Source organism: Pseudomonas sp. 910_23, from assembly GCF_052850795.1.
On the sequence record NZ_VXCZ01000007.1, the window covers coordinates 145173 to 163632 of the forward strand.

16 protein-coding genes and 3 pseudogenes are annotated in these 18460 nt (G+C 63.3%); 18 read left to right on the forward strand and 1 reads right to left on the reverse strand.

Annotated elements, in window-relative coordinates; all coding sequences use genetic code 11:
* Nucleotides 1-32 precede the first annotated feature (32 nt).
* A pseudogene (locus tag FW800_RS10905) lies at nucleotides 33-131 on the forward strand (aquaporin); the annotation flags it as partial.
* Between the two features lie 79 nt (nucleotides 132-210).
* On the opposite strand, the pseudogene FW800_RS10910 reads toward FW800_RS10905, so the two are convergent.
* A pseudogene (locus FW800_RS10910) lies at nucleotides 211-534 on the reverse strand (nitrilotriacetate monooxygenase); the annotation flags it as partial.
* 9 nt (nucleotides 535-543) lie between these two features.
* Here FW800_RS10910 and FW800_RS10915 point away from each other — a divergent pair.
* The 17 genes and pseudogenes from FW800_RS10915 to FW800_RS10995 all read left to right on the forward strand — a co-directional run.
* Nucleotides 544-1065, forward strand: a pseudogene (locus FW800_RS10915) (substrate-binding domain-containing protein); the annotation flags it as partial.
* A 255-nt stretch (nucleotides 1066-1320) separates the two neighbouring features.
* Nucleotides 1321-2988: a GspE/PulE family protein gene (locus FW800_RS10920; protein ID WP_416309145.1), complete on the forward strand. Its 1668-nt coding sequence runs from the start codon at nucleotides 1321-1323 to the stop codon at nucleotides 2986-2988.
* Nucleotides 2985-4181, forward strand: coding sequence for a type II secretion system inner membrane protein GspF (gspF, locus tag FW800_RS10925; RefSeq protein WP_446437595.1), 1197 nt, complete (start codon nucleotides 2985-2987; stop codon nucleotides 4179-4181). The genes FW800_RS10920 and gspF overlap by 4 nt, the downstream gene beginning before the upstream one ends.
* 20 nt (nucleotides 4182-4201) lie before the next feature.
* Nucleotides 4202-4612 (forward strand): type II secretion system major pseudopilin GspG, encoded by a 411-nt coding sequence (gene gspG / locus FW800_RS10930; protein WP_087945255.1) that lies wholly within the window; start codon nucleotides 4202-4204, stop codon nucleotides 4610-4612.
* A 7-nt stretch (nucleotides 4613-4619) separates the two neighbouring features.
* Nucleotides 4620-5045 carry a type II secretion system protein gene (locus FW800_RS10935; protein ID WP_446437596.1) on the forward strand — a complete coding sequence of 142 codons (426 nt, stop codon included), beginning with the start codon at nucleotides 4620-4622 and terminating at the stop codon, nucleotides 5043-5045.
* A complete protein-coding gene (locus FW800_RS10940) occupies nucleotides 5042-5374 on the forward strand; it encodes a type II secretion system protein (protein WP_032880303.1) in 333 nt (110 codons plus the stop codon). The genes FW800_RS10935 and FW800_RS10940 overlap by 4 nt, the downstream gene beginning before the upstream one ends.
* Complete coding sequence (locus tag FW800_RS10945; protein WP_446437597.1) at nucleotides 5371-5979, forward strand: prepilin-type N-terminal cleavage/methylation domain-containing protein; 609 nt, start codon at nucleotides 5371-5373, stop codon at nucleotides 5977-5979. Before FW800_RS10940 ends, FW800_RS10945 begins: the two co-directional genes overlap by 4 nt.
* Nucleotides 5976-6677, forward strand: a complete 702-nt coding sequence (locus FW800_RS10950; RefSeq protein WP_446437598.1) for a type II secretion system minor pseudopilin GspK — start codon at nucleotides 5976-5978, stop codon at nucleotides 6675-6677. Before FW800_RS10945 ends, FW800_RS10950 begins: the two co-directional genes overlap by 4 nt.
* The gene (locus FW800_RS10955) at nucleotides 6674-7666 is read left to right on the forward strand and encodes a type II secretion system protein GspL (RefSeq protein WP_446437599.1); all 993 of its coding nucleotides are present in this window, start codon (nucleotides 6674-6676) and stop codon (nucleotides 7664-7666) included. The genes FW800_RS10950 and FW800_RS10955 overlap by 4 nt, the downstream gene beginning before the upstream one ends.
* Nucleotides 7641-8243: a type II secretion system protein GspM gene (gspM, locus tag FW800_RS10960; protein ID WP_078821829.1), complete on the forward strand. Its 603-nt coding sequence runs from the start codon at nucleotides 7641-7643 to the stop codon at nucleotides 8241-8243. Before FW800_RS10955 ends, gspM begins: the two co-directional genes overlap by 26 nt.
* Nucleotides 8240-8740 (forward strand): general secretion pathway protein GspN, encoded by a 501-nt coding sequence (locus FW800_RS10965; protein ID WP_032880312.1) that lies wholly within the window; start codon nucleotides 8240-8242, stop codon nucleotides 8738-8740. The genes gspM and FW800_RS10965 overlap by 4 nt, the downstream gene beginning before the upstream one ends.
* Before the next feature lie 5 nt (nucleotides 8741-8745).
* Nucleotides 8746-10872 (forward strand): type II secretion system secretin GspD, encoded by a 2127-nt coding sequence (gene gspD / locus FW800_RS10970; RefSeq protein WP_446437600.1) that lies wholly within the window; start codon nucleotides 8746-8748, stop codon nucleotides 10870-10872.
* An 898-nt stretch (nucleotides 10873-11770) separates the two neighbouring features.
* A complete protein-coding gene (locus FW800_RS10975; RefSeq protein ID WP_248090298.1) occupies nucleotides 11771-14164 on the forward strand; it encodes a TonB-dependent receptor plug domain-containing protein in 2394 nt (797 codons plus the stop codon).
* 19 nt (nucleotides 14165-14183) lie between these two features.
* Nucleotides 14184-15155: an amino acid ABC transporter permease gene (locus FW800_RS10980; protein WP_446437601.1), complete on the forward strand. Its 972-nt coding sequence runs from the start codon at nucleotides 14184-14186 to the stop codon at nucleotides 15153-15155.
* The gene (locus FW800_RS10985) at nucleotides 15148-15921 is read left to right on the forward strand and encodes an amino acid ABC transporter ATP-binding protein (protein ID WP_216091805.1); all 774 of its coding nucleotides are present in this window, start codon (nucleotides 15148-15150) and stop codon (nucleotides 15919-15921) included. Before FW800_RS10980 ends, FW800_RS10985 begins: the two co-directional genes overlap by 8 nt.
* 18 nt (nucleotides 15922-15939) lie before the next feature.
* Nucleotides 15940-16863: an ABC transporter substrate-binding protein gene (locus FW800_RS10990; protein ID WP_223019073.1), complete on the forward strand. Its 924-nt coding sequence runs from the start codon at nucleotides 15940-15942 to the stop codon at nucleotides 16861-16863.
* A 10-nt stretch (nucleotides 16864-16873) separates the two neighbouring features.
* On the forward strand, nucleotides 16874-18457 hold the full coding sequence (locus FW800_RS10995; RefSeq protein WP_446437602.1) for a flavin monoamine oxidase family protein: 1584 nt from the start codon (nucleotides 16874-16876) through the stop codon (nucleotides 18455-18457).
* The last annotated feature ends 3 nt before the right edge of the window (nucleotides 18458-18460 follow it).

Consider the following 18460-nt stretch of genomic DNA (forward strand, 5'->3'; position numbering starts at 1 on the left):
GCTCATTAGTTACGCGCTAAGGAAATTTCCCACACCTGATCAGTATTCCCGTGAGCAATACATCGGTTAATCCGGCGCGCAGTACTGGTGTGGCGTTGTTGCAGGGCGATTGGGCGATGGAGCCTTTCTGGTAGTCGATGCGCAAGGTTAATAGATCGGCCGCCCAGGCTGTCTGGGTCAGCAGCAGGGCCAGCAGCAGGGTGGGGATTTTCATGCTCGGGTCTCCTTGAAATGGTTGGCCGGGCGCGCCAAACCAAGGTTTTCACGCAGTGTGGTGCCGGTGTATTCGCGCCGAAACAAGCCACGCCGCTGTAACTCGGGAACGACCAGGCGGGCGAAATCCTCCAGCCCGCCCGGCAGGTGTGGCACCAGAATATTGAAGCCATCCGCCGCGCCTTCTTCGAACCAGCGCTGCAGCTCATCGGCGATCTGCGTAGGCGTGCCGATCAAGCTGTAATGACCGCGTCCGCCGGCAATGCGTCGGCCCAGTTGCGCCAGTGTCAGCTGTTCGCGCTGGGCCAGTTTGCTCAGCAGTTACTGGCGGCCGCGCTGGTGCTGACCAGTCGCTTCCATAGCCCAGGCATCGAAAAGATGATCGCCGAGGTGGACATCCCGGTGGTGGAAACCTGGGACTACGTGCCGGAGCGCCGTGATGGTTTTACTGCGACCCTCAGCGAGCTGGGTGTGCAGCCGTGGGTCTTCGTCCCCGACGCCGACCGTGCGCCTTTCGAGGCGGGCAAGCAGGCCATGGAGGCGCTGATGGGGGCGGTGACCAGGCCCGACGCGATTTTCTTTGCCAACGACAACCTGGCTGCCGGTGGTTTGCTCGCCGGTCAACGAGCGGGGCTGAACATCCCGCAGGACTGTGCCGTCTTGGGCTTTGGTGATTACCCCTTCGCACAGATGTTGCTGCCCAGCCTCAGCACGATCCAGCCACCGGCCCTGCAGATTGGTGTATTAGCCGCCACCCGCGTTCTGCAAAGTCTGGGTGTATTACCGATCGAGGGTGAAGTTGCACGCTTGAATCTTTTGCACTGTCAGTTAATTGAAAGGGAAAGTACCTAGTCATTACGGGGTATGGCTAAGTGTAACTAGTGGCTATTGGCTGCTAACGCTCTAAATCAGTGCATTTGGCAATGTTTTATATTTAATTTTCCGCCAGCCGGAACTAGAGCTATAACTTCCAGTCGATACCCCCGGCTAACTCCTGCATCGGCTGTGGCGAACTAATGGCATTGTTCGGTAGTTCCAAATAGCCATACTTTTCGCAACGTTAGATATTCCTCAATGATGTCTTCAGCCCTCATCGATGCTTGCAAGATGCACATCCCGCACACCGACCAGGTGTGTGCGTGGCTGATGCAGCACGCCGGGCTTAAAACGCTGGATCTGGAACGCGCCCGGCGCTTATCCGATGACCCTCGCGACCTGCTGGGTTTACTCACGCGCCTGGGCCTGGTGTCCGAAATCGAACTGGCCCGCGCCTGGGCCGATCTGCTGGTTGCACCATTGCTGGCGGCCGACGCTGCGCCGCCGTTGCTCGACCCATTACCTGCCGTGACCGAGCGTTTCCTGCGTCACTACCACCTGGTGCCCATGGGTTGGGACGAGGGCGGCCTGCGCGTGCTGGCCGCCAACCCGACGCAGCTGTACCCGTTCCAAGCCCTGGCGTATGCCTGCCAAGTTCCTGTCTGGCTGGCCATCGGTGCACATACCGACGTAGAGGGCCTGATCGAGCGGTACTACGGCCAGGGCCGTTCGGCCATGGGCACGCTGATCGAAAACCTCGATGAGCAGGGTGGTGCCCTCGAAGATATCGAGCATCTCAAGGACATGGCTTCCGAAGCGCCGGTGATTCGCCTGGTCAACCTGATCCTGCAACGCGCCGTGGAACAACGGGCGTCGGATATCCATATCGAACCCTTCGAAAACCAGCTCAAGGTGCGCTACCGCATCGATGGCGTGCTGCACGACGCCGAAGCGCCGCCCGCCAGTTCGTCGGCGGCGGTGATCTCGCGGGTCAAGATCATGGCGCGCCTGGACATCGCCGAGCGGCGCCTGCCCCAGGATGGGCGCATCATGCTGCGCATCCAGGGCAAGGCGTTGGATTTGCGCGTGTCCACGGTGCCCACCAGCTTCGGCGAGTCGGTGGTGATGCGCCTGTTGGACCGGCAAACCGTGCAGTTCGACTTTCCAAGCCTGGGTTTTGATGGCCAGCGCCTGGCAGCCTTCCTTGATTTGCTTGAGCGGCCCCACGGCATCCTGCTGGTCACCGGGCCCACAGGCTCGGGTAAAACCACCACGCTGTACACCGCCTTGGCGCGGCTCAACACCGCCGAACGCAAGATCATCACCGTGGAAGACCCGGTGGAGTACCAGCTTGAAGGCATCAACCAGATCCAGGTCAAGCCCGCCATCGGCCTGGACTTTGCCGGAGCGTTGCGCGCCATCGTGCGCCAGGACCCGGACGTGATCATGATCGGTGAAATCCGCGACCTGGAAACGTGCCGCATCGCCGTCCAATCTTCACTCACCGGCCATCTGGTGCTCTCAACCCTGCACACCAACAGCGCCGCCGCCAGCATCACACGCTTGCTGGACATGGGCGTGGAAAGCTACCTGATCGCCTCCACCGTCAGCGGCATTCTCGCCCAACGCCTGGTGCGGCGCCTGGACCCGGCCACACGGGTCGCGTTCCAGGCGCCGCCGGCGTTGATCAAGGAACACGGCCTGGATCGCCTCACCGAGCAGCGCCCGATTCTGCTGTATCACGGCGACTACCACGGCCGCAGCGCCCTCACCGAATTGCTGGTGATGAACGATGAGTTGCGTGGCCTGCTGATGGCCCACGCCGACGCCGCCACCCTTGAGCAAGCCGCCCGTCGCGGCGGTTTGCGCACCTTGTATGAAGATGGCCTGCGTCAGGCACTGGCGGGCGTCACGTCCCTGGAAGAAGTGCTGCGCGTCACCCGTGGAGAGGATGCGTGAGCCTGTTCAAGTTCCGTGCCCTGGACAGCCAGGGCGCCGCCCAGAGAGGCACGCTGCAAGCTGCCGACCAGGCCGCCGCCGTCGCCATCTTGCACAAGCGTGGCTGGTTGCTGCTGCATATTGAAACGACGGGCAGTGTCTCGTTACGTCGTGTACGCGGGCCGTTGAAGGGGGCAGCGCTGGTGAGTTTCACCCAGCAACTGGCGACGCTGCTCGGCGCCGGTCAGCCCCTTGAACGCTCGTTGAACCTGCTGCTCAAGCAACCCGGCCAACCCCAGGTGCGGGCCTTGATCGAGCGCATCCGTGACCAGGTCAAGGCCGGCAAGCCGCTGTCGGCTGCGCTTGAGGAAGAGGGCGATACGTTTTCTGCGCTGTACCTGAGCATGGTGCGCGCGGGCGAAGCCGGTGGTGCGCTGGAAGACACCCTGCGCCAGCTCAGCGACTACCTGGAGCGCAGCCAGCGACTGCGTGGCGAGGTGATCAACGCGCTGATCTACCCGGCGTTCCTGGTGGTGGGCGTACTGGGTTCCCTGGCGCTGTTGCTGGCCTATGTGGTGCCGCAATTCGTGCCGATTTTTCAGGATCTGGGCGTGCCGATTCCGTTGATCACCCAAGTGATCCTGGGGCTTGGCGAGTTTTTGTCGGCCTATGGCCTGGTGCTGTTGGCCGGGGTGGCGATCAGTGCCGGGCTCCTGGTGACGCGCCTGCGCGACCCCAGCCGCCGCGAACGCTACGACCGTCACCTGCTGGGCATCCGTGTGGTCGGCCCGCTGCTGCAGCGGGTGCAAGCCGCACGCCTGACCCGCACCCTCGGCACCTTGCTCAGCAATGGCGTGGCGTTGCTGCCCGCATTGGTTATCGCCCGGCAGGTCTGCAGCAACCGTGCATTGCAGGTGCAAGTGGCGCGGGCGGCGCAACAGGTCAAAGGCGGCGGCACCCTGGCCGAGGCGTTTGGCAGTCAACCGCTGTTGCCGCAGTTGGCCCTGCAAATGATCGAGGTGGGCGAACACGCCGGTGAACTGCCCGGCATGTTGCTCAAGGTCGCCGACATCTTCGACGTCGAGGCCAAGCGTGCGATCGACCGCCTGCTCGCTGCGCTGGTGCCCTCGCTGACCGTGATCATGGCGGTGCTGGTGGCGGCAATCATGCTCGCGATCATGCTGCCGCTGATGAGCCTCACCAGCCATATATGAACCTTCATGGAGTGGAATCAATGAGAACCCGGCACCGCCAAAACGGCTTCACCCTGCTGGAAATGCTCGCGGTGATCGTGCTGCTGGGCATCGTCGCAACCATTGTCGTGCGCCAGGTCGGCGGCAATGTGGACAAGGGCAAATACGGCGCAGGCAAGGCGCAGTTGGCGAGCTTGAGCATGAAGATCGACAGCTACGCCCTGGATGTGGGGGCGCCGCCCAACACCCTGCAACAGCTGCTCGACAAGCCCGCCAATGCCTCCAGCTGGGCGGGCCCCTATGCCAAGCCTTCGGAGTTGAAGGACCCGTTCGGCCACGGGTTCGGTTATCGCTTCCCCGGGCAGCACGGCGCCTTCGACCTGATCTTCTACGGCCAGGACGGTCAACCGGGCGGCGAGGGCTACAGTGCCGATTTGGGTAACTGGGAGTAACCCGCCCATGGCCCAGCGCGGCTTTACCTTGCTGGAGATGCTGGTGGTCATTGTATTGATCGGCATCGCCGCCGGGTTGTTGGGGCTGGGTGTGCGCCAGGGGCTGCAAGTGGCTCAGGAGCGGCGGGTGGTGGGGCAGATGGTCGAGGCACTGCGCGCCACGCGGGCGGGGGCGATCGTCAGCGGCCGGGCGGCGCGCACCGAATTCGACCTGCAACGCCTGACGTTCCGGGCTCCAGGGCGTGCTGCGCAACAGTGGCAGGCACCGTTGCAGGTGACGCTGCACAGTGCCGAGCAGGCGGGCGCCGCCGTGGTGTTCTACCCCGATGGCAGTTCCACCGGCGGCAACCTGCTGCTGGCCAGCGGCGCCCGGCGTTGGCGTATCGACGTTGGCTGGCTCACCGGCAGCGTGCAGTCCAGGGCGCTGCCATGAAGCATCAGGCCGGTTTTACCCTGCTGGAAATGCTCGCGGCCCTGACGTTGATGGCGGTGTGCAGCAGTGTGTTGCTGGTTGCCTTCGGCCAGAGTGCGCGCTCGTTGGCCCAGGTTGCCCACAGCGACCGGCTAACCCAGGCCGCGCTCACGCTGCTGGACCAGGAAGCGGCCGGCCCGCTGAGCGAGGGCACCTTGCAAGGCGAACTTGATGGCATCCATTGGCACTTGACCAGTACCCGGCAACAGCCCCATCTCTTTCGTCTCGACCTGAACCTGCGCGAAGGCGCGCATCAGGCCCGCTTCAGCACCTTGAAGGCCCGCCTGTGAAGCGCCGCGAGCAGGGCTTCACCTTGCTGGAGATCCTGGTGGTGCTCAGCCTGCTTTCGATATTGTTATTGCTGGTGGGCGCTGCGTTGCTGGGCGCCAATCGGGCGGTGGCCAAGGCCCAAAGTTACACCGTGAGCCTGGATGAAATGCGCACCGCCCAACAGTTTCTACGCACCGCGATCAGCGAGGCGTTGCCCTTGAATATCATTGAAGACGACAGCCAGGCCGACGGTTTTTTTATCGGTACGGCAGAGCGCTTGCAGTTTGTGGCGACCTTGCCCGGCGTGCTCGGCGGGGGCATCCAGCGCTTTACCTTGCAACGGGTAGAACAGGATTTTCAGGTGGCGTTTTCGCAGTTGCAATCCGCTGCCAACGCCCAGCGCGCTGAACCGCAAGTGCTGCTGCATAACGTCGAGGCGCTGCAATTGAGTTATCGCGGCGTATCGCCCTTGGGCCAGCCCACCGGCTGGTTGAACGCGTGGCCCTGGCCCCGGCGCTTGCCCGTCGCAGTACGCATCGACGCCAGCGTCAACGGGCCGGTGCCGTGGCTGACGCAAGTGATTGCCCTGCGCCTGAACCTCGGCAGCGCGAGCAGTGAACAATGAAGCGCCAACGCGGAGCGGCGTTGCTGCTGGTGCTGTGGGTGCTGGCTTTACTCAGCCTATTGCTCGGCGGTTTGGCTGCCTGGGTGCAACTGCAAAGTCGCCAGGCGCTGTGGTACCGCCAGCACACCCAGACGCTGTTGGCCGCCGAAGCCGGTATTGCCCAGGTCATGGCTGATCGGCACTGGGTGGCGGACGGGCGTGCCATCGCGCTGACCTTCGACGACGCCCGCCTACAGGTCCGCCTGCGCAGTGAGCGCGGCAAGCTGTACCTGGTCAACGCCGACCCCGATGACTTGCTGCACCTGGCCCTGGCTTGCGACGCTACCCCGGCCCAGGCCCATCAGTTGGTCCAGGCGCTTGAGGCTCGGCGCCATCAGGGCCTGGCGCCGTTTCGGGTGCTGGAAGAAGTGCGGCAACTGCCCGGTATGATCCAGGCGCTGTACAGCCAATTAGTGCCGGAAATTACTTTGTGGAGCGACCTGGATCGACCCGATCCGGCATTTGCCAGCCCCTTGATGCGCAAGGCATTGAACCTGCCACGCCAAAACGCCGAGGGCGCCGACCCCGGCCAGGTGCTGGAAATCGACAGCCGTGCCGAGCGCCCCGGCGGCTATCAGGCACGCCTGCAACTCACCGTCTTATTGAGCCCCGCGGAGGACCGTGCACAACCCTATCGGGTGGTGCGGTGGCAAGAATGAATCGACTTGAACCTATCGCCCGCCAGTGGCGCGGCAGCCTGTTGCAACAAGGCTGGCACCTGTGGCTCACCGAGCTGCGCGGCTGTGTGCCGAGCTGGCTGGCCCCGCAAGAGCCGCCTGAACAGGTCCATCACTGGCCGCTGACGGCGCCGGTTATCCCCGGCAACGCCTGCCAGGTGCTGATGCTCGACCCTGAGGTGGTGCTGCAGCAACGCCTGCAATTGCCCCTGGCGGCCGCGCGCAACCTCACGGCGGTGGTCGGCTATGAACTGGACCGCTACACCCCGTTCGACGCCGAGCAGTTGTACTTCGTGGCGCGTCAGGAGCAGCGCACACCCACCCACCTTGAGGTCACGCTGGTGGCGATCCTGCGCGAGCGTCTGGACCGGATTCTCAGCGACTGCGCTGCCCTCGGTCTGCATCCCCATCGCGTCGATGTGGCGGGCCTGGGCATTGACCTGCTGCCGGCACCGTTACGCTCGCGCCAACGCCGAAGGGGCAAGGATTTGCAGCGCAGCCTGCCATGGCTGTGTGGTGCCTTGCTGATCGCCGCCATGTTGCTGTGGCTCAACGACCGCCAGCGTGTACTCGACGCCATGCACGCCACCGTGCAGCAGCAAAAAGCCCAGGTCGCCCAGGTGCACGCCCTGCGCCAGCAACTGCTCAATACCCGCGGCGCAGCGCAGTACCTCACCCAGCGAAAACTGGCGCAACCGCCGCTGGCTGCGCTGCTCAATGACTTGACCACTTGCCTGCCCGCCGACACTTGGCTCGACCAATTGGACGTCAAGGACGCTGAGGTGACCTTCTCCGGGCAAAGCGCCAAGGCCAGTGGCCTGATCACCCGCATCAAAGGCTGCTGGCGGTTGGACAACGCCCAGTTCGAAGGGGTGATTCAACCCGATGCGCGCACCGGCAAGGACCAGTTTGCCTTGCGCGCCCACTTACGCCCGGAGGCCGCCGATGCGCCGACCCCTCACACCCCGTGAACGTCGTGGCGGGGCCTTGTTGCTCCTGGCCGTGGTACTCGGTGCGGCCTATTGGTTGCTGATCGACAGCTGGTTCGCCGGCCCGTTGCGCACCATGGGCGAGCAAGCCCAGCAGTTGCGTGAACAGCAGCAACGCTACGCCGCCGTGTTGCACCAGGGCGATGCATTGCGCGAGCAGCTTGAGCTGGCGCGGCAAGACCCGGCCAGCAGCGCCAGCCTGTTGCCAGGCGATGACCCCGATGTGGTCGCCGCCGACCTGATGCAGCGTCTGGCCGACCTGATCAACAGCCACGCCAACCTTGGCGGCGGCTGCAACCTCACCCAGCGCAAACCCATCACCACCGAACAGGACAGCAGCGAGCCCTATCGGCAGGTCAAGGTCAGCCTCACGCTCAACTGCGCCATCGAACCGCTGACCGCGATCCTGCACGCGCTGGAATACCAGCCGCCGTTTCTGTTTGTCGATGAGTTGCGCATTCGCCGCAGCAAACAGGCACCGGCCACTGGCGGGGCGGGCAAGCTGGCGGTGCAACTGCTGGTGCGTGGCTACCTGCAACCGGCGCAGGTGGCGCCATGATCGGTGCACTGCGCCCCCTGGAGTGGGGCTTGCTCGGCTTGGCCGGGCTATTGGGCGTGCTGATGGCGGTGATCCTCAGCAGCATCGGTGATCAACCGCGATGGTTGCCGCAGGCGCCTGCACCTGCTCAGCCCTCCGTCACTGTGCAGGCCGCACCGGCGCCGGCGTTGCAAGAGCTCGCGAGCACCTGGCAGACGCCGCTGTTCAGCCCCGATCGACGTCCGGACAGCGTGGTCGGCAAGACCCAGGTGGCGAGCCTGGCCAACCTGACCCTCAGCGGCATCATGATCACCGGCAACCTGCAAATGGCCATGCTCAAGCAAGCCGGCGGCCCACCCCTGACGGTGCGCCTGGGCCAGACGCTGCCCAACGGCTGGCGCCTGGAACACCTGACCCCGCAATACGCCCGTTTCGCCCTCAACGGGCGCACCCAGACCCTGAGCCTCTACGGCAAGCGGTTACCCCTGATTTCCCATCCCCGCGAGCCCCTCCCTTGATCGATATGCGCACTTCGCTGTTTTGCCTGGCCACTGCCGTCTCCTTGGGCGGTTGTGGATCCTTATCCGACCGCCTTGATCCGGACGACCAGCTGCTGAACGAGGCGCTGCAAGGCACCGGTTCGCAACGCCCGCCGAATGCAGCGCCTGCGATGCAAAGCGCTCTGCCCGAGGCGAAGTCGCCGCCGCAGCGCCAGCTGATTCGTGGCAATCAGACGTTTGTGCGTAAACCCACTGCGCCGGTAAAAGCCCAGGAGGAGGGCGGCGACATCGTCTTCAACTTTCAGGGCCAGCCCATCGAAGCGGTGATCAACAGCGTAATGGGCGACTTGCTGCACGAGAACTACAGCATCGCCGAGGGCGTGAAGGGCAATGTCAGCTTCTCCACGTCAAAACCGGTGGACAAGCAGCAGGCCCTGTCGATCCTCGAAACCCTGCTGTCCTGGACCGACAACGCCATGATCAAGCAGGGCAGCCGCTACGTGATCCTGCCGGCCAGCCAGGCGGTGGCGGGCAAGCTGGTGCCGCAGATGCGCGTGACGCAGCCCTCCAGCGGGCTCTCGGCGCGACTCTTCCCGCTGCGCTACATCTCCGCCACCGAGATGCAGAAACTGCTCAAGCCCTTCGCCCGAGAGAATGCGTTTCTGCTGGTCGACCCGGCGCGCAACGTCCTGAGCCTGGCCGGCACCCCGGAAGAGCTGGCCAACTACCAGGACACCATCGACACTTTCGATGTGGACTGGCTCAAGGGAATGTCCGTGGCGGTCTTCGGCCTGCAACGCGCCTCGGTGGCCGAACTGATGCCTGAGCTGCAAGCCATGTTCGGCGCCGACAGCGGCACGCCCCTGGCGGGTATGTTGCGATTTTTGCCGGTCGAGCGCACCAACTCGGTGGTGGCGATTTCGTCTCAGCCCGAGTACCTCAGCGAGGTGGGTGACTGGATTCGCACAATCGACGAGGGCGGCGGCAACGAGCCGCAGATGTATGTGTACGACGTGCGCAATATGAAGGCCGCCGACCTGGCCAAATATTTGCGGCAGATCTACGGCAATGGCGCGATCAAGGACGACGCACCGGCCAAGGTCGCGCCGGGGTTGCGTACCACCACGTTGTCCTCGTCAACCAGCGCTGGGCTGCAGGCCAATGTCCCAGCGCCTGCACCCGACGAACCCGAATCCGAACCTGCCGAAAATACCCAGGCGCCCCCCACCAGCGACCTCGAAGCCGGCACCCGCATCACCGCGCAAAAGAGCAGCAACCAGCTGCTGGTGCGCACCCGTCCGGCGCAATGGAAAGAGATCGAAGCGGCGATCAAGCGCCTGGACAACCCACCGCTGCAAGTGCAGATCGAGACCCGCATCCTGGAGGTCAAACTCACCGGTGAACTGGACCTGGGTGTGCAGTGGTATCTGGGCCGCCTGGCGGGCAATTCCACCAGCACCACGGTGGCCAACGCCTCCGGCAGCCAAGGCGCCCTGGGCGGTGGCGGGGCGGGGCTGGGGGCGGCGGATTCGTTGTTCTACTCCTTTGTCAGCTCCAACCTGCAAGTGGCTTTGCACGCCCTGGAAACCAACGGCCGCACCCAGGTGCTGTCGGCGCCGTCGCTGGTGGTGATGAACAATCAGCCGGCTCAGATTCAGGTGGGCGATAACATTCCCATCAGCCAGACCACCGTCAACACCGGTGACGCCGACACCACCTTGAGCAGTGTCGAATATGTACAGACCGGGGTGATCCTGGATGTGGTGCCGCGCATCAATCCGGGCGGGCTGGTGTACATGGATATCCAGCAGCAGGTCAGTGATGCCCAGAACCCGGCGGGCAGCAGTGAGACGCCGGTGAACCCGCGCATTTCCACACGCTCGGTGTCGACTCAGGTGGCGGTGCAGAGTGGGCAGACGGTATTGCTTGGTGGGTTGATCAAACAGGACAACGCCGAGAGTGTCAGTGCCGTGCCTTATCTGGGGAAGATACCGGGGTTGCGGTGGTTGTTTGGCAATACTGGCAAGTCCAAGGACCGTACAGAGTTGATAGTGCTCATTACGCCAAGAGTCATTACCAGCAGCAGCCAGGCACGGCAGGTGACTGATGATTATCGCCAGCAGATGCAACTGTTGCGGCCGGCTCAATAATCCTGGCTGCTCCGAGTACCAATGTGGGAGGGGGCTTGCTCCCGATGGCGGCTTGACTGCCAGCGACTACCTAAATGATGCGACGCGATCCAAATGTGGGAGCTGGCTTGCCTGCGATGACGGCCTGACAGCCAACACAGTTATACCGAGTACATATCCATTCCTGTGGTAACGGCTGATATTGGTTCCGCTTTTACAGCGGGTCACTTTTGGAAAAGAGCCCCAAAAGTAACCAAAAGGGCTCTTGCCCCACCACTCGGCACCTCGCTTAGGCTCGGTGTGCCCGTAATCCGACAGTGATTTGGGGGGCCGCCGCCACGCGCCATCCATGGCGCGGGGCGGCTAAACCGGCATCCCTGCCGGTTTACCCCCCAAATCCCTGTCGAATTCCGGCCAGCGTGGTTTAACGGGGCGCCTAGGATCAAAAGCAGATCAAGATCACGAGCGGCTCGCTTCGCATCGTGGTTACGGTTGGCGGCTGCAAAGTTGTGTAGATACCTATGCTATCGAGGGCAACCTCCCTAGCCCAGAATCTCTCTTCTGCTGATGGGTTAAACATTACCGTTATGAATAAAAATATTAAATAATAATGAAAGTAGAGAATATTAGCTTATGCCAAAACAGCATTATATTTTTGAAATTCATTCCGTTATGTTTGAGCTCAACAGCCTACCCCTGACCTCGGATGGTACCCAGCGTGATTCAGATTCTGCGCGCCTGACCGGGTGACTATCCCCCGCAGCAGAGTCGTTGGACGGGAGCTCAACGTATGTTGCCACTTCAAACCCCTCGCTTGCCCCACACCTAGCCCAAGCCGAAACGCCTTTTGAACACCGGTCACGCCGCGTCAGGCGCGTGCCTGCTCGATTTCGCGATTTGGAAAAAGCCGGGAATGGATATGAAGCACGTTCTACAACCCACCGCCGCCCTGACGTTGTCCTTGCTGGCTGCAGCGACGCAAGCCCAGGACGACAGCACCCTGTCTACCGTCGTGGTCACCGGCAACCGTGGCGCCGAGCAGCGCACGGTCACCAGCAGCCCGGTGCCGATTGATGTGGTCAGCGCCAAGCAACTGCAAAGCACCGGCAAGCCCGGGTTGATGGAGGCGTTGAGCGCAGTGATCCCGTCGCTGACCTTGCCGGAAAAAACCGGCTGGGACGCCAGCGGCATTGCCCGGGCGCCGAACCTGCGGGGCCTGAGCGCCGCCGAAGTACTGGTGCTGGTCAACGGCAAGCGCCGCCACACCAGCGCCACCTTGAATATCAACGGCATCAACACTGGCGCGGCGCCGGCGGATCTGGACCTGATCCCCATCAGTGCCATCGACCATGTGGAAGTCCTGCGCGATGGCGCCGCAGCTCAATACGGTTCCGACGCCATCGCCGGGGTGATCAACGTGATCCTCAAGGCCGACACCAGCGGCACTTCGGTGACCAATGCCGGCCTTGGCTACGACGGTAAGAAACAGACGGTGCAGCAAAGCCTCAACAAGGGCTTCGAAATCGGTAACGGCGGCATCGTGCAGTTGGCTCTGGATGCGCGTAGCCAGAACGATGACAACAAGGCCAGCGCCAATGGCTACACCTACGAGCAGGCGTATGGCCTGGCAGGCAAGTCCACCTATGGCGGCTACGGCACGCCCAAGACCAACCTGCTGACCCTGGGCTACAACGCCGAGCTGCCGATCGATGACAGCCTCAGCCTGTACTCCTTCACCACCTACTCGCGACGCAAAGCAGAGCAGGGCCAGAACTTCCGCTTGCCGACCATCACCAACACCATCACTACCGGGCCCAACGGCTACCCGGCCGGGTACACCCCGACCTGGTACATCGACGAGGACGATTTCCAGGCGGCCTTCGGCGGCAAGGGCACCCTGGGTGAGTGGGACTGGGACCTGTCCACCACTTACGGGCGCAATGAAGCGGAGCAGGGCACCACCCACAACCAGAACCCGTCCCTGGGCGAAGCCACGCCGAACAGCTTCACGTCCGGCACCTGGATTTCCACCGAGTTGACCACCAACCTGGACTTCAAACGCGGCTTTGATATCGGCCTGCAAAAACCCTTGGACCTGTCTTATGGCTTCGAGCATCGGCGCGATACCTACGAGGTACAGGCCGGTGACTACGGGTCTTATGCCAACGGCGGCTACTGCGTGGCGCCGGGTAACTGCGCGTCGTCAGGGGCTCAGGTCACCAACGGTATTTCCCCGCAGGAAGAAAGCAGCGCTTCTCGCAATAGCCTGGCCAGTTATGTGGACGTGGGCTTCAACCCCTTGCCGGATTGGTACGTCGGCACCGCTTTGCGCTATGAGCATTACAACGAAGGCGTGGGTGCCACCCGCAGCGGCAAGCTGACCACCCGCTACGACTTCACGCCGCAGTTCGCGGTGCGTGCCACGGTGAGCAATGGCTTTCGGGCGCCGTCCCTGGCCAACAGTTTGTTCAGTGCGCGCTCCACCACCTATGGCGTGGTGGACGGCGTGTACCAGTCGATCAATTACGGCGTGCTGCCGGTGGGGTCGGCGGCGGCCAAGGCGCTGGGCGCCGAAGAGTTGAAGCCCGAACGCTCCACCAATTTCAGCCTCGGTTTCACCCTTACACCCACCGACCGCCTGAGCTTCACCGCCGATGCCTACGTGATCAATCTACGAGACCGCATCACCCTGACCGGCACCTTGCTGGGTCCTGAAGTCACCCAGGTACTGCAGAACAACGGCATCAACTCCACCTCCGGCGGCCAGTACTTTATCAATGGCGCCGACACCCGCACCAAGGGCCTGGACCTGGTCAGCAGCTACAACCAGGACCTGGGCGCGTTCGGCGCGCTGAAGTGGACCGCTGCGTTCAACTGGAACCAGACCAGAATCCAGAACTACAAGGCGTCCACCAGCATCCTTGGCCGGCCTTATGACCTGATGGATCGCGAGGCCCGCAACCTGATCACCGGCGTGCAGCCCAATACCAAGCTGATCCTTGGTGGCGACTGGAGCATCGAACGCTTCAATCTCAGCCTGGCCCTGACTCGCTACGGTTCCTACAAGGAGGTCAACTCATCGGCCAACCGCGACCTGGACCGGGTCTACAGCGCCAAATGGATCACCGACCTCGACCTTGGCTACAACCTCACCAAAGACCTGAACATCGCCATCGGCGCCAAGAACCTGTTCGACCAATACCCCAAGAAACAAGGGGTGCCGAGCAGCACCATGGTTGCCAGCTACGGCACTTATTCGCCCTACGGTTTTACCGGTGGGTACTACTACACCCGGCTGACTTACGCCTTCTAAGGCCTGCGAGGAATAGCACATGCCCATTGTCGCCAAACCCTACGACCTGCTTGATGAGGTCAGCGTACAACCGCTGCGTCAGCGCCGTATCTCGACGCCGATAAAGGCTCTGCAAGTGGTGCCCGCCCGGCATCCCTGGCGCTGGGCCGGGTCGATCTTCGCCGCGCTGGTGCTGCTGGCCATCGTGCATTCCCTGGCCACCAACCCGCGCTGGGAGTGGGGGGTGTTTGGCCAGTGGTTCTTCTCGCCCTCGGTGCTGCGCGGCTTGGGGCAGACGCTGTTGCTGACGCTGCTGAGCACTGTGTTCAGCATCATCCTTGGCACGGCGCTAGCGTTGGCGCGGCTGTCGGGTTCGCCGTTGCTGGCCGCATTGGCCTGGGGCTATATCTGGTTTTTCCGCTCGATGCCGGCGCTGCTGGTGCTGATCATCCTCTACAACTTTGCCTACCTGTACGACCACATCGTGCTCGGTGTGCCGTTCACCGATCTGGTGTTCGCCGAGTGGTCGACGGTGGATGTGCTCAGTCAATTCACCGTGGCGGTTTTGGGCTTGAGCCTGATGCAGGCCGCCTACGCGGCAGAGATCATCCGCGGTGGCCTGATCGGTGTGGAGGCCGGCCAGCATGAAGCGGCGGCGGCCCTGGGGTTGCCGGCCTCGCGGCGCATCTTCCGCATCATCCTGCCCCAAGCGCTGCGCTCGATTTTGCCATCAGGGTTCAATGAAATCATCGGCCTGGTCAAGGGCACCTCCATCGTCTACGTGCTGGCCTTGCCCGAGCTGTTCTACACCGTGCAAGTCATCTACAACCGTACCCAGGCGGTAATTCCGCTGCTGATCGTCGCCACGGTCTGGTACCTGATCATCACCACCGTGCTCACCAGCGCCCAGTACTACGTCGAGCGTCACTTTGCCCGCGGCACCGCGCGGGTGCTGCCGCCGACGCCGTTGCAGCGCCTGCGCCTGTGGCTCAAGGAGAAGTCCCATGGCTGAAGCACGCGCCGGGCGCATCCAGATCCAGGGCGTGGGCAAGCGCTTTGGCAACCAGCAGGTGCTCGATAACATCGACCTGACCATCGACCCCGGCAAGGTCACGGTGATCCTCGGGCCGTCCGGCTCGGGCAAGTCCACCCTGCTGCGCACCATCAACCACCTAGAGAAAATCGACAGCGGGCATATCACCATCGACGGTGAATATGTCGGCTATCGACGCAAGGGCGACCTGCTGTTCGAACTCAAGGAGCGCGAGATCCTCAAGCGTCGCATCGACGTCGGTTTTGTATTCCAGAACTTCAACCTGTTCCCGCACCTCACCGCGTGGGAAAACATCGCCGAAGCGCCGTTGGCCCACAAGCGCTGGAGCAAGGCCCAAGCGCACTTCAAGGCTGCCGAGTTGCTGGCCAAGGTCGGCCTGGCGGACAAGGCCGACGCCTATCCGCGCCAGCTCTCCGGTGGTCAGCAACAACGCGTCGCCATCGCCCGGGCCCTGGCCCTGGACCCGAAGGTTCTGCTGTTCGACGAGCCCACCTCGGCCCTCGACCCTGAGCTGGTAGGCGAGGTGCTGGACGTGATCAAGGGCCTGACCCGACTGGGCGTGACCCTCGTAATCGTCACCCACGAGATCGGCTTTGCCCGTGAAGTGGCCGACCACGTGGTGTTTCTTTGCGACGGTCAACTGATCGAAGAAGGCCCGCCCGAACAGATCCTGCGCCAACCCCACCATCCCCGCACCCAGGCCTTTCTCGGCAAGGTGCTTTAGTTCAAGGAGTGAGTGCCCATGTTCATCAACACCACCCGCGTGACCTTGCTGGCGCTTGCCGTCAGCACCGCGCAATACGCCTTCGCTGTGCAACAGGTCGATCTCAGCCCCGACCGCCCGCGCATCCATGTGCCGCGCAATGAAGCGGCCATCGCGCAGATCCCGCCGGGCTTCAAGTTCGCCCAGCCGGGCAAGTTCACTGTGGCGGTGTCCGGCGTAGCAGGGCCACCTCTGGCGCTGCTTGCCAGTGACGACAAGACCACCATCGGCAGCGAAGCCGACACCGCGCAATTGGTCGCCGACAGCCTCGGCCTGCAACTCAACGTGGTGCAGACCAGCTGGGAAGACTGGCCCCTGGGTGTCAGTTCGGGCAAATACGATGCGGTGATCAGCAACGTCACCGTCACCGAGGCACGCAAGAAGCGTTTTGACTTCGCCACCTACCGCCAGGACGTGCTCGGCTTTTACGTCAAGAGCACCAGCAAGATCAACGCGATCCAGCAAGCGGCGGACATTGCCGGGCTGAAGATCATCGTCGGCTCCGGCACCAACCAGGAAAAGGTCCTGCTGGCCTGGAACGAGGCCAATGAAAAAGCCGGCCTCAAGCCTGCGCTGTTGCAATACTTCGACGACCAGGCCGCCGCGCAACTGGCGGTGCAGTCAGGGCGCAGCGATGCGCTGTTCGGGCCGAACTCGGTGTACGCCTATTCGGCGGCGATCACCGGCGGCATCAAGCGCGTCGGCACTGTCAACGGTGGGTGGCCGTTGCAGGCCGATATCGCCGTGACCACGCGCAAGGACAACGGCCTGGTCCAGCCGATCCACACTGCCTTGGAAGGCGCGATTGCCGGAGGGCAATACGAGCAGGTGCTGCAACGTTGGGGCCTGGATGTCGAACGCGTCGACAAGTCGCTGATCAATCCACCGGGCCTGCCGGACTAGGAGCATCGACATGGGACTGACACGACGTGAAGCGCTGTCGAGCATTGCCGCAGTGGGCGGTGAGAAGGCGGTCAAGGATGCACTGGCGGTGTTGGGGCTGGGCCCATCGTCACACCGCCGACCGCAACCGCTGAAACTCAAGGATGGCCTGGGGCAGGGCACCCGCGTGCTGGTGCTGGGCGCCGGGATTGCAGGATTGGTCACGGCCCTGGAGCTGAGCCGCGCTGGCTTCAGCGTGCAGGTGCTGGAAGCCCGTGAGCGCGTGGGTGGTCGCACCTGGACCCTGCGCAACGGCGACCGCGTGGACTACAAGGATGGTCGCTTGCAAACCGTGGGGTTTGATCCGGGCCAGTATTTCAATGCCGGCCCGGCGCGCATTCCCAGCCAGCACCGCACGATCCTCGACTATTGCAGTGAGCTGGGCGTGCCGTTGGAAGTGCTGGTCAACAGCAGCCATGGCGCCCAGGTGCGGCCGGACCTGAGCCAGCCGGCGTTCAGCGTCGGCCAGGCGCTCAACGATACCCGTGGGCACCTGTCCGGGTTGCTGGCCAGGGCGGTGCAACGTGACGCCCTTGACGATGTGTTGAGTGGTGAAGAGCGCACGCGCCTGCTGGGTTTTTTGCAGGTGTACGGCGACCTGTCCCAGGAGCTGGCCTTCGAGGGCACCCTGCGTTCCGGGCACCTTGAATCCGCCGCCCACCCTGGCGCCTTGCCCGCCCGCCACAAGCCGCTGGGGTTGGAGCGCTTGCTGCACCCGGAACTCTGGGGCGCTTTGTTGCACACCGAATTCCCGGAATTTTCAGCCACCATGTTCCAGCCGGTGGGCGGCATGGACCGCATCACCGACGCCCTCTACCGACGCGTGCATGAGCAGGTGCAACTGGGCGCCCAGGTGCGACAGATCCGTCAGTTGGAGGACGGCGTGGCGGTGACCTATCACGACCAGCACAGCGGCCGCGAACAGGTGGTGCGCGCCGATTACCTGGTCTCAACCTTGCCGCTGCCCCTTTTGGCCAGGCTCGACAGTGACTTCAGCGACCCGGTCAAGGCCGCCTTGCTCAGCACTCGCAGCGATCAGGCGACCAAGGTGGCGTGGCAATCCCCACGTTTCTGGGAAACCGATTACCGCACCTATGGCGGCCTGTCATGGGTCGAGCACCCGGCGCGCTTGCTGTGGTACCCCAGCAACGACCTCAACACCCGCGAAGGCGTGCTGGTGGCGGGTTACGTGACTGGGGAGGGCGCCGACGTGTTCGGCGCGCAGCCACTCGAACAGCAGTACGCCGCCTCCCGGCAGGCCGTAGAGCTGTTGCATCCAGGTTATTCCAAACATTTGCGTCATCCACTGGCGGTGTCCTGGGAACAGATCCCCTACAGCGAAGGCCCGTGGCTGCAACGCGAACACTTCCCCGCCCAGGCCCACGCCTTGCTGGAACGGCCCCATGGCCGGGTGTACTTCGCCGGCGACGGCCTGGTGCAAAGTGGCGTGGGCATCTGGCAGGAGTCGGCGGCCAACTCCGCGCGCCATGTGGTGGCGCAACTGGCCGAGCACATCACCCAACAACGACAGATCGCGGCTGTGGCCGCCTCTTGAGGA